The 22459-nt window shown below is 64.5% G+C and carries 19 protein-coding genes and 2 tRNA genes; 14 read left to right on the top strand and 7 right to left on the bottom strand.

The window, feature by feature from the left end; translation table 11 throughout:
* Window position 1 precedes the first annotated feature (1 nt).
* From folP to QMX85_RS07875, 14 genes are all read left to right on the top strand, one after another.
* Window positions 2-853: a dihydropteroate synthase gene (folP, locus tag QMX85_RS07940; RefSeq protein ID WP_282339630.1), complete on the top strand. Its 852-nt coding sequence runs from the start codon at window positions 2-4 to the stop codon at window positions 851-853.
* A 16-nt stretch (window positions 854-869) separates the two neighbouring features.
* Entirely contained in the window at window positions 870-2207 is a 1338-nt protein-coding gene (gene glmM, locus QMX85_RS07935; RefSeq protein WP_282339628.1) for a phosphoglucosamine mutase, read from the top strand.
* Window positions 2208-2271: 64 nt separating this feature from the next.
* Window positions 2272-3027 (top strand): triose-phosphate isomerase, encoded by a 756-nt coding sequence (gene tpiA, locus QMX85_RS07930; protein WP_282339626.1) that lies wholly within the window; start codon window positions 2272-2274, stop codon window positions 3025-3027.
* 4 nt (window positions 3028-3031) lie between these two features.
* On the top strand, window positions 3032-3418 hold the full coding sequence (gene secG, locus QMX85_RS07925) for a preprotein translocase subunit SecG (protein ID WP_282339624.1): 387 nt from the start codon (window positions 3032-3034) through the stop codon (window positions 3416-3418).
* A 12-nt stretch (window positions 3419-3430) separates the two neighbouring features.
* Window positions 3431-3516, top strand: a tRNA-Leu gene (locus QMX85_RS07920).
* 96 nt (window positions 3517-3612) lie between these two features.
* Window positions 3613-3689: transfer RNA gene (locus QMX85_RS07915), tRNA-Met, on the top strand.
* A 129-nt stretch (window positions 3690-3818) separates the two neighbouring features.
* Window positions 3819-4277, top strand: coding sequence for a ribosome maturation factor RimP (rimP, locus tag QMX85_RS07910; RefSeq protein WP_282339622.1), 459 nt, complete (start codon window positions 3819-3821; stop codon window positions 4275-4277).
* A gap of 48 nt (window positions 4278-4325) precedes the next feature.
* The gene (nusA, locus tag QMX85_RS07905; RefSeq protein WP_273234266.1) at window positions 4326-5807 is read left to right on the top strand and encodes a transcription termination factor NusA; all 1482 of its coding nucleotides are present in this window, start codon (window positions 4326-4328) and stop codon (window positions 5805-5807) included.
* Window positions 5808-5833: 26 nt separating this feature from the next.
* Window positions 5834-8335: a translation initiation factor IF-2 gene (infB, locus tag QMX85_RS07900; protein ID WP_282339619.1), complete on the top strand. Its 2502-nt coding sequence runs from the start codon at window positions 5834-5836 to the stop codon at window positions 8333-8335.
* Between the two features lie 110 nt (window positions 8336-8445).
* Window positions 8446-8829: a 30S ribosome-binding factor RbfA gene (gene rbfA / locus QMX85_RS07895; RefSeq protein ID WP_090223609.1), complete on the top strand. Its 384-nt coding sequence runs from the start codon at window positions 8446-8448 to the stop codon at window positions 8827-8829.
* Between the two features lie 3 nt (window positions 8830-8832).
* Window positions 8833-9750, top strand: coding sequence for a tRNA pseudouridine(55) synthase TruB (gene truB, locus QMX85_RS07890; protein WP_282339616.1), 918 nt, complete (start codon window positions 8833-8835; stop codon window positions 9748-9750).
* A gap of 120 nt (window positions 9751-9870) precedes the next feature.
* The gene (rpsO, locus tag QMX85_RS07885; protein ID WP_090223605.1) at window positions 9871-10140 is read left to right on the top strand and encodes a 30S ribosomal protein S15; all 270 of its coding nucleotides are present in this window, start codon (window positions 9871-9873) and stop codon (window positions 10138-10140) included.
* A gap of 184 nt (window positions 10141-10324) precedes the next feature.
* Window positions 10325-12430, top strand: a complete 2106-nt coding sequence (pnp, locus tag QMX85_RS07880) for a polyribonucleotide nucleotidyltransferase (RefSeq protein WP_090223603.1) — start codon at window positions 10325-10327, stop codon at window positions 12428-12430.
* A gap of 267 nt (window positions 12431-12697) precedes the next feature.
* Window positions 12698-13066 carry a BON domain-containing protein gene (locus QMX85_RS07875; RefSeq protein WP_090223602.1) on the top strand — a complete coding sequence of 123 codons (369 nt, stop codon included), beginning with the start codon at window positions 12698-12700 and terminating at the stop codon, window positions 13064-13066.
* Window positions 13067-13467: 401 nt separating this feature from the next.
* Here the strand turns inward: QMX85_RS07875 and QMX85_RS07870 are convergent, their stop codons facing one another.
* The 7 genes from QMX85_RS07870 to acs form a co-directional block, all read right to left on the bottom strand.
* The gene (locus tag QMX85_RS07870; protein WP_090223600.1) at window positions 13468-13770 is read right to left on the bottom strand and encodes a DUF2845 domain-containing protein; all 303 of its coding nucleotides are present in this window, start codon (window positions 13768-13770) and stop codon (window positions 13468-13470) included.
* A 55-nt stretch (window positions 13771-13825) separates the two neighbouring features.
* Window positions 13826-14113: a DUF2845 domain-containing protein gene (locus tag QMX85_RS07865; protein ID WP_282339609.1), complete on the bottom strand. Its 288-nt coding sequence runs from the start codon at window positions 14111-14113 to the stop codon at window positions 13826-13828.
* Complete coding sequence (locus QMX85_RS07860; protein WP_282339608.1) at window positions 14110-17022, bottom strand: DUF748 domain-containing protein; 2913 nt, start codon at window positions 17020-17022, stop codon at window positions 14110-14112. The genes QMX85_RS07865 and QMX85_RS07860 overlap by 4 nt, the downstream gene beginning before the upstream one ends.
* Window positions 17023-17100: 78 nt before the next feature.
* Window positions 17101-18114, bottom strand: a complete 1014-nt coding sequence (locus QMX85_RS07855) for a class I SAM-dependent methyltransferase (protein ID WP_282339607.1) — start codon at window positions 18112-18114, stop codon at window positions 17101-17103.
* 74 nt (window positions 18115-18188) lie between these two features.
* The gene (locus QMX85_RS07850) at window positions 18189-19367 is read right to left on the bottom strand and encodes an acetyl-CoA C-acetyltransferase (RefSeq protein WP_282339604.1); all 1179 of its coding nucleotides are present in this window, start codon (window positions 19365-19367) and stop codon (window positions 18189-18191) included.
* A 106-nt stretch (window positions 19368-19473) separates the two neighbouring features.
* A complete protein-coding gene (locus QMX85_RS07845) occupies window positions 19474-20352 on the bottom strand; it encodes an oxygenase MpaB family protein (protein ID WP_282339602.1) in 879 nt (292 codons plus the stop codon).
* 67 nt (window positions 20353-20419) lie between these two features.
* Window positions 20420-22357, bottom strand: coding sequence for an acetate--CoA ligase (gene acs / locus QMX85_RS07840; RefSeq protein WP_282339600.1), 1938 nt, complete (start codon window positions 22355-22357; stop codon window positions 20420-20422).
* Window positions 22358-22459: the final 102 nt, after the last annotated feature.

Raw genomic sequence — 22459 nt, 5'->3', positions numbered from 1 at the left:
CATGAGCTTTCAGCAAAACCAGACCCGGTTGCCTTGCGGCAACCGGGTTCTTGATTTAAGCCGCCCGCATGTCATGGGCATTCTCAACGTTACCCCCGATTCCTTTTCCGACGGCGGCCGCTTCAATGCGCTCGACGATGCGTTGCGGCACGCCGAAGCGATGGTTGCAGCGGGGGCGACGCTGATCGATGTTGGTGGCGAGTCGACCCGTCCGGGCGCCGCCATCGTATCCGTCGACGATGAGCTCGAGCGCGTCATTCCGGTCGTCCAGGTGATCGCGGCCGAGCTCGACGTGATCATCTCGGTGGATACCTCCACCCCCCAGGTGATGCGCGAAAGCGCCCGGCAGGGTGCGGGCCTGATCAACGACGTGCGTTCGCTGAGTCGCGAGGGCGCCCTGCAGGCGGCTGCCGAGAGTGGCCTGGCGGTCTGCCTGATGCATATGCGTGGCGAGCCGGCGACCATGCAGGACCGTCCGGCTTATGGGGATGTCGTCGAAGAGGTCTGTGACTATCTGGGGGCGCGCGTCGCGCTGTGCGAGGCTGCGGGAATCGGCCGTGAAAGGCTGCTCCTCGATCCTGGGTTCGGCTTTGCCAAGAACCTGGCGCATAATTTGAGCCTGTTCAAGCACCTCGACGCCCTGTTGCGGTTCGGGCTGCCGCTGCTGGTGGGCGTCTCGCGCAAGAGCATGATCGGCCAGGCGCTTGGATGTGGCGTCGAAGGCCGCCTGTATGGTGGCCTGGCCCTGGCGGCCCTTGCGGTGGCCAAGGGCGCGCATATCCTGCGGGTGCATGACGTCGCCGAGACGGTCGATGTGGTTCGAATGATCGCCGCGGTCGAAGCGGCGGAATGAATTTGATGGAGCGGTTATGAGCAGAAAGTATTTCGGCACCGACGGTATTCGCGGACTGGTCGGGCAATTTCCCATTACGCCGGACTTCATGCTCAAGCTCGGCTGGGCCGCTGGAATGGCGTTCCGTCGCCAGGGCGCCTGCCGGATTCTGGTGGGCAAGGACACGCGCATCTCCGGGTACATGTTCGAATCCGCGCTGGAGGCCGGGTTGTCCGCGGCCGGTGCCGATGTGTTGCTGCTCGGGCCCATGCCGACACCCGCCATTGCCTATCTGACCCGCACCTTCCACGCCGAGGCGGGTATCGTCATCAGCGCCTCGCACAACCCGCACTACGACAACGGCATCAAGTTCTTCTCCGGCCACGGCACCAAGCTGCCCGACGAGGTAGAACTGATGATCGAGGAACTGCTCGATACGCCGATGGTGGTGGTGGATTCCGCCAAGCTGGGCAAGGTCTCGCGGATCAACGACGCCGCCGGACGCTACATCGAGTTCTGCAAGAGCAGCGTGCCGACCAGTACCGATTTCGCCGGGCTGAAGATCGTCGTCGACTGCGCCCACGGGGCGACCTACAAGGTGGCGCCGAACGTGTTCCGCGAGTTGGGTGCCGAGGTCAGCGTCCTTGCCGCCCAGCCCAATGGCCTGAACATAAACGACCAGTGCGGTTCGACCCATGTGGAGTCGTTGCAGGCGACCGTCATCGAGCAGCACGCCGACCTCGGCATCGCCTTCGATGGCGACGGCGATCGCGTGCTGATGGTCGATCACACCGGTGCCATCGTCGACGGTGACGAGCTGCTCTACGTGATCGCTCGCGATCTGCGCGAGCAGGGTCGGTTGCAGGGGGGGGTAGTCGGCACCCTGATGAGCAACCTGGGGCTCGAACTTGCATTCAAGGAGCTGGACATTCCGTTCGTGCGCGCCAAGGTGGGCGACCGGTACGTGATGAGCGAGCTGCTGTCGCGTGGCTGGCAGCTGGGTGGCGAGAACTCCGGGCACATCGTCTGCTGCCAGTACACCACCACCGGCGACGCGATCATCGCCGCACTGCAGGTGCTGATGGCGCTCAAGCGTCGCGGGCAGACGCTGGCCGAAGCGCGCCAGGCACTGCGCAAGTGCCCGCAGGTTCTGGTCAACGTGCGTTTTTCCGGCGATCTGGATCCGGTCGAGCACCCGGCTGTCCAGGACGCCTGCGAGCGTGTTCAGGAGCGCATGGCGGGGCGCGGCCGCGTGCTGTTGCGCAAGTCGGGCACCGAGCCGCTGGTGCGGGTGATGGTCGAAGGTGACGATGAAGCCCAGGTGCGCGGCTACGCCGATGAGCTGGCGAAGGTCGTGACAGAGGTATGTGCTTGATTCGCTTGCCAGTCCGCAAGCTCTTGGTTAACATCTGCGCCCACTTTGATCGACGAGGTTGAGCATGCGTCGCCCGATGGTTGCTGGTAACTGGAAAATGCACGGTACCCGCGCCAGCGCTGATGCGCTCGCCCAAGGTGTTCGCCAACTGGCGATACCGGATTCGGTCGAAGTCGCCGTACTGCCGCCTTTTCTCCATGTAGAGCGCGTGCTCGAGGTTCTCGCCGATTCTCCCATAGCGGTCGGTGCGCAAAACTGCGCGAAAGAGCCTTGGCAAGGTGCGCTGACGGGAGAAATTTCCGCGGCTCAGTTGGCTGATGCAGGTTGCAAGCTGGTGTTGATCGGACATTCCGAGCGCCGCCAGTTGTTCGGCGAGAGTGACGAGTTGCTCAGCCGCAAGTTCATCGCGGCGCAGTCGCATGGGTTGGTGCCCATCCTCTGTGTCGGCGAGACGCTGGAGCAGCGTCAGGCGGGACGGACGCTCGAAGTGGTGTCCGAGCAGTTGGGCAGCATCATCCATGAATTGGGTATCGGTGCCTTCTTCAATGCGGTGATCGCCTATGAGCCGGTCTGGGCCATTGGTACCGGACTAACTGCGACGCCGGCCCAGGCGCAAGCGGTCCACGCGGCGATTCGCGCGCAGTTGGCGGGTGAGAGCGCCGAAGTGGCGCAGGGTATGAGGATTCTTTACGGCGGCAGCGTCAAGGCCACCAATGCCGCCGAGCTGTTTGGCATGGCGGATATCGATGGGGGGCTGATTGGTGGTGCCTCCTTGAATGCGGATGAATTCGGTGCGATCTGTCGCGCCGCGGGATGCTGATGAAATGCTGCAAACTGTCGTAATCGTTGTTCACCTGCTGGGGGCTCTGAGCGTTATCGCCCTGGTGCTTCTGCAGCAGGGGAAAGGTGCGGATGCGGGTGCCTCTTTTGGCTCCGGTGCTTCCGCAACTGTATTTGGCGGCCAAGGTTCCTCTACCTTTCTGAGTCGAGTTACTGCTATACTGGCCACCGTTTTTTTCTTGACCAGCTTGGGCTTAGGTTACTTTGCTAAGGAAAAGGCTGAAGCGCTGACTAGCGTCGGCCTGCCTGATCCGGCGGTCATGGAAGTGCAGAAGAAAGAATCGGCAGCAAGTGATGTGCCGGTGCTCGAAGAGCAAAAGCCAGCGGCCAACGATGGCGCTGACGTACCTCAGGCTTCAGAGCAGAAGTAGAAGGCAAGTTTTGCCGAGGTGGTGGAATTGGTAGACACGCTACCTTGAGGTGGTAGTGGCCATAGGCTGTAGGGGTTCGAGTCCCCTCCTCGGTACCAATACTCAGCAAAGCCCGCAATAGCGGGCTTTGCTGTTAGCGGAGGTTCGGTTGACCTGAAAGGGTAAATAACCGTATACTTTCGCCCCAGCTTTGTCGCGGGGTGGAGCAGTTTGGTAGCTCGTCGGGCTCATAACCCGAAGGTCGTTGGTTCAAATCCAGCCCCCGCAACCAGTAGTAGCGAAGCCCCTTTTCAGGGGCTTTTTGCTAGCTGGACAGTCTGCCGCCGGGCAACTCCAGGCGGCTTCAAGGGATGGGCGTTTCGCCCATTTTTTATTTGCACAGCATGCGCGAGGGGCTTTCGTGTCGAGCAAGCTAGAACAGTTGCAGGCCATGTTGGCGCCGGTAGTGGAAGCCCTGGGTTACCAATGCTGGGGCGTCGAATTCATTTCTCAGGGTAAGCATTCGCTGCTGCGGGTCTATATCGATAGCGCCGATGGAATTCTGGTCGAGGACTGCGAAAAGGTCAGTCGCCAGATCAGCGGCGTGCTCGATGTGGAAGATCCCATCGCCAGCGAGTACACCCTCGAAGTCTCCTCTCCGGGAATGGACCGGCCACTGTTCACCTTGGAACAGTTCGCCGCTCATGCCGGTGAGCAGGTCAAGATCAAGCTGCGTTCGCCCTTCGAGGGGCGGCGCAATTTTCAGGGCATCCTCCGCGGTACGGAAGAACAGGACGTAGTGGTGCTGGTCGACGATCACGAATACCTGTTGCCGATCGATTCGGTCGACAAAGCCAACATTATTCCCCGTTTTGACTGAGGGGCGGATCCCCGCGGGTCCAATGGATTGCGAGAGGCGAGGCGTACGATGAGCAAAGAAGTACTGCTGGTTGTTGAGTCGGTGTCCAATGAAAAAGGCGTACCGGCCAGTGTGATTTTCGAGGCGCTTGAGTTGGCCTTGGCCACGGCGACCAAGAAACGCTATGAAGATGACGTCGAGTTGCGGGTGGAGATCAATCGCCAGACCGGTAACTATGAGACGTTCCGTCGCTGGACCGTGGTCCCCGACGAGGAGTTCGAGGAGCCGGCTGCCCAGTACACCCTGGACCAGGCACAGGAGCGCAAGGCCGACGCCCAGTACGGCGACGTGTTCGAAGAGAAGATCGATTCCATCGAGTTCGGCCGCATCGCTGCGCAGACCGCCAAGCAGGTCATCGTGCAGAAGGTGCGCGAAGCCGAGCGTGCGCAAGTGGTTGAGGCCTATCGCGACCGCGTTGGCGACATCATCTTCGGCACCGTGAAGAAGGTCACCCGCGACAACGTCATCGTCGACCTCGGCAACAACGCCGAAGCGCTGCTGGCCCGCGAAGACATCATCCCGCGTGAGACTTTCCGCGTCGGCGCCCGCGTGCGTGCGCTGCTCAAGGAAATTCGCGCCGAAAACCGTGGTCCTCAGTTGATCCTGTCGCGCACCGCGCCGGCGATGCTGATCGAGCTGTTCCGCATCGAAGTACCGGAAATCGCCGAAGAGCTCATCGAAGTGATGGCCGCTTCGCGTGATCCCGGTTCGCGCGCCAAGATCGCCGTCCGCTCCAAGGACAAGCGCATCGATCCGCAGGGCGCCTGCATCGGCATGCGCGGTTCGCGCGTGCAGGCGGTGTCCGGCGAACTGGGCGGCGAACGCGTCGACATCGTGCTGTGGGACGACAATGCTGCGCAGTTCGTGATCAACGCCATGGCCCCGGCCGAAGTGGCGGCGATCATCGTCGACGAAGACGCCCACGCGATGGACATCGCCGTTGGCGAAGACAATCTCGCCCAGGCCATCGGGCGCGGCGGCCAGAACGTTCGCCTTGCCAGTCAGTTGACCGGCTGGACGCTGAACGTGATGACCGAGGCCGATATCCAGGCCAAGCAGCAGGCCGAGACCGGCGACATCATGCAAGCCTTCATCGACGAGCTGGAGGTCGACGAGGAACTCGCCCAGGTACTGGTTGAAGAGGGTTTCACCAGTCTGGAAGAGATCGCCTACGTGCCGATGGAAGAGATGCTCAACATCGATGGCTTCGACGAAGACATCGTCAATGAGCTGCGTTCCCGTGCCAAGGATCGCCTGCTGACCAAGGCCATCGCCAACGAAGAGAAGTTGGCGGATGCCCAGCCGGCCGAAGACCTGCTCTCGCTGGAGGGTATGGAGAAGGACCTGGCGTTGGAACTGGCAATGCGCGGGGTTATCACCCGCGAAGATTTGGCCGAGCAGTCGATCGACGACTTGCTCGACATAGACGGCATGGATGAAGAGCGTGCCGGCAAGCTGATCATGGCCGCCCGAGCCCATTGGTTCGAGTAAGCAGTCGCGGTCGAGGAGAGAGATGCATGACGCAAGTCACGGTGAAAGAACTGGCCCAAGTGGTCGACACACCGGTCGAGCGCCTGCTGCTGCAGATGCGTGAGGCAGGTCTGTCGCACACCAGCGCCGAGCAAGTAGTGACCGATAACGAAAAGCAGGCCCTGCTGGCCCATCTGAAGGGCAGCCACGGCGAGAAACTGGAAGAGCCGCGCAAGATCACCTTGCAGCGCAAGACCACCACGACCCTGCGGGTTGCCGGTAGCAAGACCATCAGCGTCGAAGTGCGCAAGAAGAAGACCTACGTCAAGCGCAGCCCTGACGAGATCGAAGCCGAGAAGCAACGCGAGCTGGAAGAGCAGCGCGCTGCGGAAGAGGCGGCTCGCCTGAAGGCCGAAGAAGAAGCCAAGCGTCGCGCCGAAGAAGACGCGCGCCGTCAGCAGGCGCAGCCTTCCGTCGAAGCAGTGGGCGCAGCCGTGCCTGCCGCGGCCGTCGTCGAAGTCGCCTCCACCGAGCTTCCGGTCGCTGCGGCGCCCGTCGAAGAGCGCAAGAAGGAAGAAGTGCGGCGCCCCGAGAAGGCGCGCAGCGATGACGACGAACGTCGCGATCGCAAGCACACCCAGCATCGCCCCGCGCCGAAAGACAAGGTGCCCGCTCCGCGCGTCGCACCGCGCAGCACCGACGACGAAAGCGACAGCTTTGGCCGTCGTGGTGGCCGCGGCAAGGCGAAGCTGAAGAAACGCAATCAGCATGGGTTCCAGAGCCCAACAGGACCCATCGTGCGCGACGTGAATATCGGTGAAACCATCACCGTGGCCGACCTGGCTGCACAGATGGCGGTCAAGGGCGCTGAAATCGTCAAGTTCATGTTCAAGATGGGCACCCCGGTGACCATCAACCAGGTGCTGGATCAGGAGACTGCCCAACTGATCGCCGAAGAGTTCGGCCACAAGGTCAAGCTGGTCAGCGACAACGCCCTGGAAGAGCAACTGGCCGAATCGTTGAAGTTCGAAGGCGAATCCTTCCACCGTGCGCCGGTCGTTACCGTCATGGGTCACGTCGACCACGGCAAGACCTCGCTGCTCGACTATATCCGTCGTGCCAAGGTGGCCGCTGGCGAAGCCGGCGGTATCACCCAGCACATCGGTGCCTACCACGTGGAAACCGACCGCGGCATGGTCACTTTCCTCGATACCCCCGGTCACGCCGCGTTCACCCAGATGCGTGCCCGTGGTGCCCAGGCCACCGATATCGTCATCCTCGTGGTGGCGGCCGACGACGGCGTGATGCCGCAGACCCAGGAAGCCGTGCAGCATGCCAAGGCAGCCGGCGTTCCGATCGTGGTCGCGATCAACAAGATGGACAAGCCGGAAGCCAACCCGGACAACATCAAGAACGGCCTGGCCGCGCTCGATGTGATTCCGGAAGAGTGGGGCGGCGACGCGCCTTTCGTGGGCGTCTCGGCCAAGGCCGGTACCGGCGTCGACGAGTTGCTGGAAGCCGTGCTGCTGCAAGCCGAGGTTCTCGAGCTCAAGGCCACGCCGACCGCCCCGGGCCGCGGTGTGGTGGTCGAATCCCGTCTCGACAAGGGCCGTGGCCCGGTAGCCACCGTGCTGGTTCAGGACGGCACCCTGCGTCAGGGCGACATGGTTCTGGTCGGCGTCAACTTTGGCCGTGTGCGCGCCATGCTTGACGAGAACGGTAAGCCGATCAAGGAAGCCGGCCCGTCGATTCCGGTCGAGATCCTCGGCCTGGACGGCACTCCGGATGCCGGCGACGACATGACCGTGGTCGCCGACGAGAAGAAGGCCCGCGAAGTTGCCCTGTTCCGTCAAGGCAAGTTCCGCGAGGTCAAGCTGGCTCGTGCGCATGCGGGCAAGCTGGAAAATATCTTCGAGAACATGGGCCAGGAAGAGAAGAAGACGCTCAACATCGTCCTCAAGTCCGACGTCCGTGGTTCGCTGGAAGCGCTGCAGGGTTCGCTCAGCGGCCTGGGCAACGACGAAGTCCAGGTGCGCGTGGTCGGTGGCGGCGTCGGTGGCATCACCGAGTCCGATGCCAACCTGGCGCTGGCTTCCAACGCGGTGCTGTTCGGCTTCAACGTGCGTGCCGACGCCGGTGCTCGCAAGATCGTCGAGGCCGAAGGCCTGGACATGCGTTACTACAACGTGATCTACGACATCATCGAAGACGTCAAGAAAGCCCTGACCGGCATGCTTGGCAGCGATGTTCGCGAGAACATCCTCGGTATCGCCGAAGTTCGCGACGTGTTCCGCTCGCCGAAATTCGGCGCGGTCGCCGGTTGCATGGTCACCGAGGGTCTGGTGCACCGCAATCGTCCGATCCGCGTACTGCGCGACGACGTGGTGATCTTCGAGGGCGAACTGGAATCCCTGCGCCGCTTCAAGGACGACGTGTCCGAAGTGCGGGCCGGCATGGAGTGCGGTATCGCCGTGAAGAGCTACAACGACGTCAAGGTCGGCGACAAGATCGAAGTCTTCGAGAAGGTCCAGGTGGCGCGCAGCCTCTAAGCTGCTTCCGTCGCTCAACGCAACGCCCGGTTCGGCTCTGCCTGACCGGGCGTTTGCCGCTTATGAACCGGGCGGGTTTTTCTTCCGCCCGGTGTACAGGTAGTCAGAACATGGCCAAAGAATTCAGCCGTACCCAGCGTATCGGCGACCAGATGCAGCGCGAACTGGCGCTGCTCATCCAGCGTGAAATCAAGGACCCGCGCCTCGGCCTGGTGACCATCACCGCCGTCGAGGTCAGCCGCGATCTGTCCCATGCCAAGGTGTTCATCACCGTGATGGGGCAGGACGACGACAAGATCGCGTCGAACCTGAAGATTCTGCAGGACGCCGCCGGCTTCCTGCGCATGCACCTGGGCAAGGCGATGAAGCTGCGCACCGTGCCGCAGATGCATTTCCACTACGACGCCAGCATTCGTCGCGGCGTAGAGCTGTCGGCGCTGATCGAACGTGCCGTGGCGGAAGACCGCAAGCACAGCGGCGAGTCCGAGGAGTAAGCCTTGGCTCAGGTGAAACGAATCCGCCGCAACGTCAGCGGAATCCTGGTGCTCGACAAGCCGCGAGGCTTCAGCTCCAACGCGGCGCTGCAGAAGGTCCGCTGGCTGCTCAATGCGGAGAAGGCCGGCCACACCGGCAGTCTCGACCCGCTGGCGACCGGGGTGCTGCCGCTGTGCTTCGGCGAGGCGACCAAGTTTTCCCAGTACCTGCTGGACGCCGACAAGGGTTACGAGACTGTCGCCCAGCTCGGCGTGACCACCACCACCGGCGATGCCGAGGGTGAAGTCACCCATCGGCAGGCGGTCGACGTCAGTCGCGAAGCGCTGGAAGCCGCGCTGCCGGGCTTTCGTGGCGATATCCAGCAGATCCCGCCAATGTACTCGGCGCTCAAGCGCGATGGCCAGCCGCTGTACAAGCTGGCGCGGGCGGGCGAAGTGGTGGAGCGCGAGGCGCGTTCTGTTACTATTGCGCGCCTGGAATTGCTCAACTTCGAGGCCGACAAGGCGCGTCTGGCGGTAGGCTGCAGCAAGGGCACTTACATTCGCACGCTGGTCGAGGACCTTGGTCAGCAACTGGGCTGCGGGGCGCATGTCGCCGAACTGCGCAGAACACAGGCCGGCCCCTACTCTTTGGCCCAGGCGATCAGTCTGGAAACCCTGGAACAGGCTCATGCCGAAGGCGGCGCCGAGGCACTGGACCAGTTCCTGTTGCCGTCGGACAGCGGCCTGGAGCATTGGCCGCTTATCCAGCTGTCGGAACACAGCGCTTACTACTGGCTGCACGGCCAGCCGGTTCGCGCCCCCGAGGCACCGAAGTTCGGCATGCTGCGGGTACAGGACCACAATGGCCGCTTCATCGGTATCGGTGAAGTGAGCGAAGACGGGCGCATCGCGCCGCGTCGACTGATTCGATCGGAGTGATCGATACCGCGTGCGGATTCGTCCGCGCGAGGCAATGAGGGTGGCTGTCAGCAGGCACGGTCATTCCTCTTTTAAAAACACGGGACCTGTCCCGGCCTGTTCACTCAAGGAGCCCTAATCATGGCACTGAGCGTTGAAGAAAAATCCCAGATCGTTAACGAGTACAAGCAAGCTGAAGGCGACACCGGTTCTCCGGAAGTGCAAGTTGCACTGCTGACCTTCAACATCAACAAGCTTCAGGATCACTTCAAGGCCAACGGCAAGGATCACCACTCGCGTCGTGGTCTGATCCGTATGGTCAACCAGCGCCGCAAGCTGCTGGATTACCTGAAGGGTAAGGACACCACTCGTTACAGCGCCCTGATCGGTCGCCTGGGTCTGCGTCGCTAAGACGCTGCCTGAGCCGGAAGCTGGAAGTTTGCGATTGGATGCCGGGTTTTCCCGGTTTCCGTTCACAGGCTTCCAGCTTTCTGGCTTTTTACCAGGACGGTTTTCGGGTCCGAACCCCGACACTGCCCGCTAATTTCGCAAGAAGCGCAGTTTCCCCAAAGGCAACGAAGAGAAGGAAAACACCGTGAACCCGGTAATCAAGAAATTCCAGTTCGGTCAGTCGACCGTCACCCTCGAGACGGGTCGTATTGCCCGCCAAGCCTCCGGCGCTGTGCTGGTCACCGTCGATGACGACGTCACCGTGCTGGTCGCCGTGACTGGTGCCAAGAGCGCCGATCCGAGCAAGGGCTTCTTCCCGCTGTCCGTGCACTACCAGGAAAAGACCTACGCCGCCGGCAAGATCCCCGGTGGGTTCTTCAAGCGTGAAGCGCGTCCGTCCGAGAAAGAGACGCTGACCTCGCGCCTGATCGACCGTCCGATCCGTCCGCTGTTCCCGGAAGGTTTCATGAACGAAGTGCAGGTCATCTGCACCGTCGTTTCCACCAGCAAGAAGACCGATCCGGACATCGCTGCGATGATCGGCACCTCGGCCGCTCTGGCCATCTCCGGCATTCCGTTCGACGGCCCGATCGGCGCCGCTCGCGTGGCCTTCCACGAAAGCACCGGCTACCTGCTGAACCCGACCTACGAACAGCTCAAGGCCTCGAGCCTGGACATGGTCGTGGCCGGTACCAAGGACGCCGTGCTGATGGTCGAATCCGAAGCCAAGGAACTGACCGAAGACCAGATGCTGGGCGCTGTGCTGTTCGCCCACGAAGAATTTCAGGCCGTGATCAAGGCCGTTGGCGAGCTGGCTGCCGAAGCCGGCAAGCCGACCTGGGACTGGCAGGCCAAGCCGGCCAACAACAGCCTGCTCGACGCCATCCGCAGCGAGTTCGGCGAAGCCATCTCCCAGGCCTACACCATCACCGTCAAGCACGAGCGCTACGGCCGTCTCGGCGAGCTGCGCGACCAGATCGTCGCCAAGTTCTCCGGTGAGGAAGGCCAGCCGTCCGCCGGCGAAGTCAAGGATGCCTTCGGCGAGATCGAATACCGCACCGTTCGCGAAAACATCGTCAACGGCAAACCGCGTATCGACGGTCGCGACACCCGCACCGTGCGTGGCCTGAACATCGAAGTCGGCGTGCTCGACAAGACCCACGGCTCGGCGCTCTTCACCCGCGGTGAAACCCAGGCTCTGGTCGTCGCCACCCTCGGCACCGCGCGTGACGCACAGCTGCTCGATACCCTCGAAGGCGAGAAGAAAGACCCCTTCATGCTGCACTACAACTTCCCGCCCTATTCGGTCGGCGAGTGTGGTCGCATGGGTGCCACCGGCCGCCGCGAGATCGGCCACGGTCGTCTGGCCCGCCGTTCCGTAGCCGCCATGCTGCCGAGCGCGGACGAATTCCCCTACACCATTCGCGTGGTGTCGGAGATCACCGAGTCCAATGGCTCCAGCTCCATGGCCTCGGTCTGCGGCGCTTCCCTCGCGCTGATGGATGCCGGTGTGCCGATGAAGGCGCCGGTCGCCGGTATCGCCATGGGCCTGGTCAAGGAAGGCGAGAAATTCGCCGTTCTGACCGACATCCTCGGCGACGAAGATCACCTGGGCGACATGGACTTCAAGGTGGCCGGTACAGCCAAGGGCGTCACCGCGCTGCAGATGGACATCAAGATCCAGGGCATCACCGAAGAGATCATGGAAATCGCGCTGAACCAGGCTCTGGAAGCGCGTCTGAACATCCTCGGCCAGATGAACCAGGTCATCGCCCAGTCGCGTACCGAGCTGTCGGCCAATGCGCCGACCATGATCGCGATGAAGATCGACCAGGACAAAATCCGCGATGTCATCGGCAAGGGTGGCGCGACCATCCGTGGTATCTGCGAAGAGACCAAGGCCTCGATCGACATCGAAGACGATGGCTCGATCAAGATCTTTGGCGAAACCAAGGACGCCGCCGAGGCTGCCAAGCAGCGCGTACTGGCGATCACCGCGGAAGCCGAGATCGGCAAGATCTACGTCGGCAAGGTCGAGCGCATCGTCGACTTCGGTGCCTTCGTCAACATCCTTCCGGGCAAGGACGGCCTGGTGCACATCTCGATGCTGAGCGATCAGCGCGTCGAGAAAGTCACCGACGTGCTGAAGGAAGGCCAGGAAGTCGAAGTGCTGGTACTGGACGTCGACAACCGCGGCCGCATCAAGCTGTCGATCAAGGATGTCGCCGCTGCCAAGGCATCGGGCGTCTGATCGATCAGTCGACAGGAAAAGGGGCCCTTCGGGGCCCTTTTTTGTTTTCGGGACTTGGCGAGGACTCCAGGAAAATAGTGCAAATTGCATGTGGAAAATTTCTCCGACTTGCAAAGTGCAAGGAAGTCGCTTCGCTGTCGTTTTTCAAGTGCCTGAATTTATTGGATTTATGTTTGTCTAGAAGATGGCACAGCGCTTGCGCTGTTATACGTGGACTGCGGCGGGACATAGCTGCAGGCACTATCAGAAAAACAGGAGTACATCCGCATGAAACAGCCTTTCACCAAGTGGACTTTTGCCGCTGTCGCCGCCACTGCTCTGAGCCTGCCCCTGGCCAATGCCGCATTTGCTGCTACCCCCGTTCAGTCTCAGCCGCAAATGCTGGCCGCCAACGAGAAAGTCGATCAGGCCGAAGAAGCGGTTTCTGATACCTGGATCACCAGCAAGGTCAAATCCAGCTTCCTCGCCGATGACAGCATCAGCGGCCTGGACATCAAAGTGGAAACCAACAAGGGTGTGGTTTCGCTCTCCGGCGTAGTGCCGAGCGATGCCGAGCGTGACCTTGCCGTGCAGAAAGCCAAGACAATCAAAGGTGTCAAAGCTGTCTCCGCAGACGGCCTGAAGTCCACCGAGTAACACGCCGCGTACCGACCGCTGCAGCCAGGATGGCGCTGCCTGAATCCGGAGGATTGCGGTCACAGTCAGCCCGCTCATAGCGAGGACTGTCGCAGGGAAGACCGCTCAGGATGAGCGACAGGAACGCAGTCCGCTGCTGACCGACAGGAAGTACGAAGCCCCGCCCGGGCAACCGGGCGGGGCTTTTTCATGCGCTATACAGGCTTGGACGTGCGCCCCGCTTCTATCGTTGGTTTGCCCCTGAGCGCCGCCGGGCAACACCGCGCTAATGGGTGCGCACGGCGCACCCTACCGTCGCCGACTGCGGCACCGCATTTCAGTAGGGTGCGCCACGCGCACCAGCAGTCGGCACCGCATCCGGATGCGCGTTGCCTCTAATGAGCTTAGTGTCGGCGGGGCGCCTAGTTGCGCTTGCTGTCGACGTTGACCAGCCGGTTGCCCTCGAAACGCAGGTAGTAGTACATGCCGTTGCGCGGGCCGTAGAGCCACTCCTCCACCTGCACCTCGTTGCGATAGCCGTAGTCGTCGGTGCGCTCGCGGTAGCCGAGGAAATCGCGGCTGACCGGGTCGCCGCATTTGCCCGCCACCTCCGCCATGTGATCGTCCGTCGTGACCAGCGCATTACCGCAGCGAAACGACGAGGACGCCTGGGTCTGGGCGGCCAGGGGCAGCAGGCAGAGAAGAGCGAGAAGACGGTAGGTCACGATGGATGGCTGCTGGATGAGGAGCGGCCAGCCTACACCCGAGGCTGGCGCGCTGTCAGGGGCGCCGCGATTCGATTCGTATCAGCCGGTTTCCCTCGAAGCGGAGGATGTAGAGCATCCCGTTGTTGGGGCCGTAGACCCACTCTTCGATCTTCAGGTCGGCGCGCGAATAGCCGTCGGTGAAACCGACCAGATCGCGTTCCCGGGGTGCGCCGCACTTGCTCTCCACCTCGAAGGCGCGATCGCCGGCGCTGACCAGGTTGCTGCCGCAGCGCATGCTGTCGGCGGCCATGCCCGTCGAGGCCATCACGCCCAGCAGTGCACCGATGGCCCAGCGCCTCATTCTGCATCCAGGTGCAGGGTGGTGGGCACCGGACCGTTTCCTTCGCCCTGGATCAGGCTGACGTCGAGCAGGTAGATGCGCTGATCCTCCAGGCCGCCGCGTTGCACCAGGTAATCCTTGATGTTCGCGGCGCGGTCCTGGGCCAGCTTGCGCGAGAGCAGGCTGGTCGGGCGCTGTACCCAGGAGCCGACCACTGCCTCGCGCATCTTCGCTAAGCGCTGTTCGCGGTCGAGCTCTTTCCACTCCGCCGGCGGCTGCTGCTTGAGCCGATCGCGGTAGATGCCTTCGAGCAGCGCGGGCTTGTCATCGTCCTCCACCACCAGCTCGTCGGCGCTGGCCGGCACCTTGTCGCCGCGCCGCTGCAGCATGCGGTAGCTGACGGTACGGTACTCACGCTCCAGGCGCTGCTCGGCCAGGGGCAGGCCATCGCTGGCACGGGCGCTGACGCCTTCGACTTCCAGGCGCAGTTCGGGGCGCTTCTTCAGCGCATCGGCGAGGGTGTCCAGCGAGCGCATCGCGCTGTCGTCCAGTTCGGCGCTGCCGGGCGCGAAGGAAACCTGATCCAGGTTGTCGCCGCCACCGGGCACCAGCCCGGCGATCAGCTTGAAGGGCGCCTGCACCGCGCGCAGCACCAGGTTGCGCAGGGTCTGCCAGACGATCGGCATGACGCTGAACTGCGGGTCGTTGAGGTTGCCCTGCACCGGCAGCTCGATGGAGATCACGCCCTTGGTGTCCTTGAGCAAGGCCACCGCCAGGCGCACCGGCAGGTCCACCGCGTCCTTGCTGTCGACCCGTTCACCCAGCTCCAGCTGATGCAGCACCAGCTTGTTCTCGGCGTTCAGCCGGCCCTGCTCAACCTTGTAATGCAGGTCGAGGTCGAGGCGGCCCTTGCGGATGCGGTAGCCGGCGAACTTGCCGGAGTAGGGTGTCAGCGTGGTCAGCTCGACGTTGTGGAAGCTGGTGGCGATGTCCAGGCTGTTAAGCGGATCGAAGGCTTCCAGGCGGCCACGGATGCTGACCGGCGCGTAGCGGTCCACCTTGCCGGCGATTTCCACCGGAGCGGCCTTCTTGCTGCGGTTGTCGAGGGTGCCGATCTTGCCGTTGAGCTGGCCGATGGCGGTGGCGAAGTTGGGGCGCAGGCTGAAGTCGGCGAAATTCGCCGAACCGTCCTTGAGGCCGATCGCACCGATGCGTATCGCCAGCGGCGGGCTGTCCGGCTCGTTCGAGGGCGGCTGCGGAACCAGCAGCTCCTTTACGTTGGTGGTGAGGTCCTCGTTGATCACCACGCGTGCGTAGGGCTGGTCGAGGTTGACCGTGTCGATGCTCAGGCTCTTGCCGTGGCGGTAATCCAGGCCCTTGATCGCCAGCGCGCGCCATTTGACGAAGTCGCGCCCCTTGAGCGTGTCGAGCGTATGCAACTGGGCCACGTCGGCGCTGCCGGTGACGCTCAATGCCAGAGGCTCGGTGCCGGTCAGCGCGACATCGAGGTCGCTGCTCAGCAGGCCGCTGCGCAACTCCAGGCGAATGAATGGGCTGAGGTAGGCCTGGGCCAGGCGCAGGTCGATGTCCTTGCTGACGACCTTGAGTTGCGCACTGGTCGGCTGCAGCTGGGCCTGGCCTTCCACCTGCAGGCGTCCCTGGCCGGCTATGGCGGTGTTCAGCTTGAGCTGGAAGGGCGAGGTCCCGAGGCTGTCGAAGGCGCTGACATCCAGGTCCAACGGGCCGACTTCCAGCGTGACCGCGGGCTTCGGCTGGCGGTCGGCGAGATGCAGTTTCGCGCCCCGCAGCTGCGCATCCTGCAGCAGTACCTGCCAGGGCGTTTGCGCTTCCGTCGCTTCCGTCGCTTCCGCTGCCGACGGTGCGGCTTCGACGGCAGCGGCCGGAGCGGGCTCGGCGGCGTTCTGCGCGAACAGCTTCTGCCAGTCGATCTGGCCGTCGGCCTCGCGGGCGGCCCAGGCTTCCAGGCCCTGGCTGCGCACCTCGCCGATTTCCACCTGGCGCCGGGCCAGGTCCAGTGCCACCTTGGCCACATCCAGGCTGGCAAGCTTGAGCAGCGGACGGCCATCCGGTGCCTTGATCGAGAACGGCGCCAGCTTGAGGCTGGCGTCGCTCAGGCGCAGCTCGGTGCCCTGGCTGAGGTCCAGCTCGTAACGGCTGTCCAGGCTGGCGGTGCCGTCCTCGAGGTCCAGCGGCGCAGCGTCGCGCACGTAGGGCCAGAACGTCTTCAAGGCGACGTCGGTGACCTGCAGGTGGCCGCTGGAGCGGATCGGCGCCAGGCTCACCTGGCCCTGCCAGTCGATGCGGCCGCCGGCCGGATTGCTGGCGGACAGCGTGGCCTCGGCGTTGCCATCGGGCAGTGTGCTGAGGTTTGCCAGGTCGAGATCCAGCGAGTCGTAGAAGAATTCGATGGGCTCGCTCGGGCGCAGGTCCTCGAAGTGCAGCTTGCCGCTGGCGATTGCCAGGCGGTCGATACGCACCGGGAACGGGCCTTCCTCGGCGTCGGCCGGTGCTTCGGTCGCCGTTTCGGCGGGCGGCAACTTGAACAGCTGGGCGAGGTTCAACGCGCCGTCCTTGGCGAAGCGCAGGTCCACCAGCGGCTGCTCGAGTTCCACGTCGGCCAGGTGCAGCGCACCGCTCCAGAGGCTGTTCAGCTGCAGGTTGGCGTAGAGCCGGGCGAAGGCTAGCGACTCGCCGCCGATCTCGCCGAAGCGCAGCCCGGTGAGCTCCAGCTCCAGCGTGAAGGGGTTGAAGCGGACCTTTTCCAGATGCGCCGGAACCGTGGCGTACTCGGCGAGCTTCGCGTTGACCACGCGCACCGCGACGGCGGGCAGGATCAGGAAGCCGATCAGGGCGTACAGCGCGAGGGCGACCAGGGCGGCGATGCCGGCGCGTTTCAATCCTTTGGGCATGGGTAGTCTTCTGTCCCGACGAAAGGTTCGTTGGAGTATGGCATGTCGTCGCGGTTCCGAAGCGCCGCTGCGGTTTCGCTAGAAGCGCAGCACCAGCGTCTTCAGCGGCGGCTGGCCATCGCGCGAGGGGAAGTCCGCCGCCGGTTCGATCTGCTGGCAGTCGCGCACGCGGCGACCGAGCTTGCTGGCGCAGCGCAGCACCTGCTCGCGCCAGTCGGCGAGGGCGACCTTCGCCAGGTTGTTGCAACAGAGCAGCACGCCATCCTCCGCGGTGGCCAGCAGCGCGGGCTTGAGCAGGCTCTGATAGTCGCGCAGCAGATCGACGGTGCCGAACGCGCTCTTCGCCCAGGCCGGCGGGTCGAGGAACACCAGGTCGAAGGTGCGCGGCGCCAGGCGTTGGTACGACGGCAGCCTGTGCCCACGGCGGCTGCTGACCGGTAGCCCGGCGAGCTGGCGGATCGCCGAGAAGTAGTCGGACTGCACGAAGCTCATCGCCAGCTCCGGATTGAGCGCCAGGTTTTCCCGGCCGACCGCGAGGTTGCCTTCGGCGAAATCCAGGTTGCACACCTCGCTCGCGCCGCCGGCCGCCGCGCAGAGGCCGACGCCGCAGGTATAGGCGAACAGGTTGAGCACCGACTTGCCGGCGCTGTGCGCCTTGACCCAGCCGCGCGCGTTGCGCAGGTCGAGGAACAGCAGCGGGTCCTGGCCGGGATGGCGACCGCGCACGCGGTAGTTCAGCCCCCATTCACGCCCGACGAGGTCGGCCAGCGCGGTGGTGTCGGGCTGGTGCGCGCCGGCGCTGCGGTCGATGCGCGAGTTGCCACCGGAGCGGTCGTTGTAGACCAGCAGCAAGGGCACGCCGAGGGCCGCCTCGACCTGGCCGAGCAGGTCCGGCAGCAGGGCCTGATCCAGCGGCTGGTGGAAACTCTGCACCAGCAGTTGCGGGCCGTAGCGGTCGAGGGTGAGGCCGGGCGTGCCTTCCTGGCTGCCGTGGAACAGGCGGTAGCAGTCGGTGGCCTGGGCGTGCAGTTCGGCGAGCAGCGGCTCGCGCTGCAAGAGGGCGGCGCGCAGCGCCTGATCGAGAGAGGGCATGCGCGGCGACTCGAAAGAGAGGGCCGCGCAGTGTAGCGAAAAAAGCCGGTCGAGGCCCCGTTCGGGCCGACTGGCTAGCGCTCGAGCGCCAGTGCCACGCCTTGGCCACCGCCGATGCACAGGGTCGCCAGGCCCTTTTTCGCGTCGCGCTTGAGCATTTCGTGGAGCAGGGTGACCAGCACGCGGCAGCCCGATGCGCCGATCGGGTGGCCGATGGCGATGGCACCGCCGTTGACGTTGACCTTGGCGGCGTCCCAGCCCAGTTCCTTGCCCACCGACAGCGATTGCGCGGCGAACGCCTCGTTGGCTTCGATGAGGTCGAGCTGTTCCAGCGTCCAGCCGGCCTTCTCCAGGCAGCGGCGGGTGGCCGGCACCGGGCCGATGCCCATGATCGCCGGGTCGACGCCGGCGCTGGCATAGGCGGCGATGCGCGCCAGCACCGGCAGGCCCAGCGCGCGGGCCTTGTCGGCGCTCATCAGCAGCACGGCGGCGGCGCCGTCGTTCAGCGCCGAGGCGTTGCCGGCGGTGACGCAGCCAGTCTTGGCGAACGCCGGCTTGAGCTTGGCCAGGCTTTCCTCGCTGGTGCCGGCGCGCGGCTGTTCGTCGGTGTCGAAGACCAGCGGCTCACCCTTGCGCTGCGGAAGGGTGATCGGGGTGATCTCGTCCTTGAAGCGCCCGCTCTCGATGGCGGCGACGGCCTTGCGCTGCGAGGCCGCGGCGAAGGCGTCCTGCTCCTCGCGGGTCAGCGAGTACTTCTCCACCAGGTTCTCGGCGGTGATCCCCATGTGGTAGTCGTTGAAGGCGTCCCACAGGCCGTCCTCGATCATCGTGTCGACCAGTTTGGCGTGGCCCATGCGCAGGCCGGTGCGCGCGCCGGGCATGACGTAGGGCGCCAGGCTCATGTTCTCCTGGCCGCCGGCGATCACCACCTCGGCGTCGCCACAGCGGATCGCCTGGGCACCGAGATGCAGCGCCTTGAGGCCGGAGCCGCAGACCTTGTTCAGGGTCAGAGCCGGCACCGAGTAGGGCAGGCCGCCCTTGATCGCGGCCTGCCGGGCGGGGTTCTGCCCGGCGCCCGCGGTGAGCACCTGGCCGAGGATCACTTCGTCCACCTCGGCGGGGTCGAGGCCGGTCTGTTCGAGCAAACGACGGATCACCGCGGCGCCCAGTTCGACGGCGGGCAGGTTCGCCAGCGAGCCCTGGAAGCTGCCGACGGCGGTGCGGGTGGCGGCGACGATAACGACTTCTTGCATGACGACTCCTCGAGCGTGGGCGCGGTTGGCGCGACGATTCGCTATGTTGGCACAGACCGGTGGCGGCGCTCAAAACGCGAACCGGGCGGTCACGTACCGGGCCAGGTCAGCGCAGCGGCGCCAGCCCCATGCGTCGCCGGGCGCGCGCCAGCGAGCCATTGCGCACGGCCCAGCGCAGCAGTGGCGCGGCATTGCGCACGCCGACGCGGATCAGCCGGCGTTTGCCGGGTGCGAAGTCGAACCCGAGCATGCCGTGCGCCCAGTCCGGCAGCAGGTCGATGCCGGCCTGCATCATCAACGTGCCGAACGGTTTGGCCAGGAGGCTGGGCGCCGGCGCAGCGAGGAGAATGCGCAGCACCTCGCGCGAGCGCCCATCGCAGACCAACTGCGCGCGCTGCGCTTGCAGGTAGTGGTCGATCTCCACTCGCGAGCGCGGCACGTCATGGGCGCCGAGGCGTTCGGCGACCCGGGCGATTTCGGCGTAGTAGCGGTCCTGCTCGGCGCCCGGCAGATCCGGGTCGAGGTAGCGTAGATGCGCCTTGAGGAAGCTGCTGACCTCGGCGACGTGGACCCAGGTCAGCAATGCCGGGTCGGACGCCGCATAGGGGCGTCCGTCCGCCGCCTGCCCGACCACCCCCTCATGGATGCGTCGGACCCGTTCGATCAGCCGTTCGGCATCGGCGCGGCTGCCGTAGGTGGTGGCCGAGATGAACTGCCCGGTGCGGCGCAGCCGGCCGAGCATGTCCTCGCGGAAGTTCGAATGGTCCCAGACGCCCGCCAGCGCCAGTGGATGCAGCGCTTGCAGCATCAGCGCGGAGATGCCGCCGATCAGCATCGAGGTGAAGTCGCCGTGGACCTTCCAACACGCCGAGTCCGGACCGAACAGGCCGGGGTCGCCCGGCGGATGCTCGAAGTCGACCCCGCCGAGCGCGAGGCCGGTAAGGCTGAGGACCTGAGTTTCGATGCGACGGCGAAGGATTTCCATCGGTCGATGATAACGGATGCAGCGCGCGTTACAGGTCGCCGGCGCGTACGCCGACGACGCGTACGGCTCAACGGTTCAGGCGGTTCTCGATCAGGTCGTCGACCACGCCAGGGTCGGCCAGGGTCGAGGTGTCGCCGAGTTCGTCCAGTTCGTTGCAGGCGATCTTGCGCAGGATGCGTCGCATGATCTTGCCGGACCGGGTCTTCGGCAGGCTCGGCGCCCATTGCAGCGCGTCCGGCTTGGCGAAGCTGCCGATCTCGCCAGCCACCCGCTTGAGCAGGTCCAGCCTGAGCCCGTCGCTCGGCTGGGCGCCGTTCATCAGGGTGACGAAGGCGTACAGGCCCTGGCCCTTCACCGCATGCGGGCAGCCGACCACCGCGGCCTCGGCGACATCGTCATGGCTGACCAGCGCGCTTTCCACCTCGGCGGTGCCGATGCGGTGGCCGGAGACGTTGATCACGTCGTCGACGCGGCCGGTGATCCAGTAGTCGCCGTCCTCGTCGCGGCGCGCGCCGTCGCCGGTGAAGTAGTAGCCGGGATACTGCGAGAAATAGGTGTCGATGAGCCGCTGATGATCGCCGTAGATGCTGCGGATCTGGCTCGGCCAGCTTGATTTGATTGCGAGCATGCCGGCGCCGGGGCCTTCGATTTCCTGGCCCTGTTCGTCGAGGATCACCGGCTGCACGCCGAAGAACGGCTGCGTCGCGGAGCCGGGCTTGAGCGCCATGGCGCCGGGCAGCGGGGCGATCATGATGGCGCCGGTCTCGGTCTGCCACCAGGTGTCGGCGATCGGGCAGCGGCTGTCGCCCACCACCTCGTAGAACCATTCCCAGGCTTCCGGGTTGATCGGCTCGCCAGCGCTGGCGAGCAGGCGCAGGCTGGCGCGTGAGGTGCGCAGGACCGGCTCGTCGCCCTCGCGCATCAGCGCGCGTATCGCCGTCGGCGCGGTGTAGAAGATGTTCACCTGATGCTTGTCGACCACTTGCCAGAAGCGCGAGGCGTCCGGGTAGCTCGGTACGCCCTCGAACATCAGGGTGGTGGCGCCGTTCGCCAGCGGGCCGTAGACCACGTAGTCGTGGCCGGTGATCCAGCCGAGGTCGGCGGTGCACCAGTGGATTTCGCCGTCGTGGTAGTCCAGCGCGTAGCGGTGGGTCATCGCCGCGCCGAGCAGGTAGCCGGCGGTACTGTGCAGCACGCCTTTCGGCTTGCCGGTGCTGCCGGAGGTGTAGAGGACGAACAGCGGGTCCTCGGCATCCATTGGTTCCACCGGGCATTCGGCGGAGGCCTGGCGCACCGCCTGGTGATACCAGAGGTCGCGGCCTTCGACCCATTCGATCTCGCCCTGGGTGCGTTCCACCACCAGCACGGTGGAGACCTCCGGGCAGCGCTGCAGGGCCTGGTCGACGTTATTCTTCAGCGGCACGTACTTGCCGCCGCGCACGCCCTCGTCGGCGGTGATCACGGTGCGGCAGTCGGCATCGAGGATGCGGTCGCGCAGGGCGTCCGGGGAGAAACCGCCGAACACCACCGAATGGATCGCGCCGATGCGCGTGCAGGCGAGCATGGCGTAGGCGGCTTCGGGAATCATCGGCATGTAGATGCACACCCGGTCGCCCTTCTTCACGCCGCGGCTCTTCAGCACGTTGGCCAGGCGGCAGACGTGGTGATGGAGCTTGCGGTAGGTGATCTGCGCCGACTCGGCGGGATTGTCACCTTCCCAGACGATGGCGATCTGCTCGCCGCGCTTTTCCAGGTGGCGGTCGATGCAGTTGTAGCTGACGTTGAGCTGGCCGCCCTTGAACCAGGAGGCGTGGCCGCGCCGCATGTCGCTTTCGTGGAGGCTGTCCCAGGGCTTGACCCAGTCGAGGAAGGTCGTTGCCTGCTCGGCCCAGAACGTCTCGGGCTGTTCGACGGATTGCCGGTAAAGGCGCTGGTAGTCGTCGCGGTCCAGGTGCGCGTACTGCCGCACCGCGTCGCTGACGGGGTGGGTGCTGATCTCGAACATGGGCGGGTTCCTTTGTTTTTGTATCCGCTGTGTTCGTAGGGTGCACCCGCGCCGCCGGCGCATTCAAGTACCGATGGCCGGGCGACGGCTGTCTTTAGTTGT

The organism is Pseudomonas sp. PS02288 (genome assembly GCF_029959715.1).
GTDB lineage: Bacteria > Pseudomonadota > Gammaproteobacteria > Pseudomonadales > Pseudomonadaceae > Pseudomonas_O > Pseudomonas_O kuykendallii.
The sequence above is the reverse complement of the archived record's forward strand: the minus strand, read 5'-3'. Positions and strand labels throughout refer to the sequence as shown.

Coding starts and splice junctions, on each gene's coding strand:
- folP (WP_282339630.1), top strand. CDS start 2: ATGAGCTTTCAGCAAAACCAGACCCGGTTGCCTTGCGGCAACCGGGTT.
- glmM (WP_282339628.1), top strand. CDS start 870: ATGAGCAGAAAGTATTTCGGCACCGACGGTATTCGCGGACTGGTCGGG.
- tpiA (WP_282339626.1), top strand. CDS start 2,272: ATGCGTCGCCCGATGGTTGCTGGTAACTGGAAAATGCACGGTACCCGC.
- secG (WP_282339624.1), top strand. CDS start 3,032: ATGCTGCAAACTGTCGTAATCGTTGTTCACCTGCTGGGGGCTCTGAGC.
- nusA (WP_273234266.1), top strand. CDS start 4,326: ATGAGCAAAGAAGTACTGCTGGTTGTTGAGTCGGTGTCCAATGAAAAA.
- infB (WP_282339619.1), top strand. CDS start 5,834: ATGACGCAAGTCACGGTGAAAGAACTGGCCCAAGTGGTCGACACACCG.
- rbfA (WP_090223609.1), top strand. CDS start 8,446: ATGGCCAAAGAATTCAGCCGTACCCAGCGTATCGGCGACCAGATGCAG.
- rpsO (WP_090223605.1), top strand. CDS start 9,871: ATGGCACTGAGCGTTGAAGAAAAATCCCAGATCGTTAACGAGTACAAG.
- QMX85_RS07875 (WP_090223602.1), top strand. CDS start 12,698: ATGAAACAGCCTTTCACCAAGTGGACTTTTGCCGCTGTCGCCGCCACT.
- QMX85_RS07865 (WP_282339609.1), bottom strand. CDS start 14,113: ATGAGGCGCTGGGCCATCGGTGCACTGCTGGGCGTGATGGCCTCGACG.
- QMX85_RS07860 (WP_282339608.1), bottom strand. CDS start 17,022: ATGCCCAAAGGATTGAAACGCGCCGGCATCGCCGCCCTGGTCGCCCTC.
- QMX85_RS07855 (WP_282339607.1), bottom strand. CDS start 18,114: ATGCCCTCTCTCGATCAGGCGCTGCGCGCCGCCCTCTTGCAGCGCGAG.
- QMX85_RS07850 (WP_282339604.1), bottom strand. CDS start 19,367: ATGCAAGAAGTCGTTATCGTCGCCGCCACCCGCACCGCCGTCGGCAGC.
- QMX85_RS07845 (WP_282339602.1), bottom strand. CDS start 20,352: ATGGAAATCCTTCGCCGTCGCATCGAAACTCAGGTCCTCAGCCTTACC.
- acs (WP_282339600.1), bottom strand. CDS start 22,357: ATGTTCGAGATCAGCACCCACCCCGTCAGCGACGCGGTGCGGCAGTAC.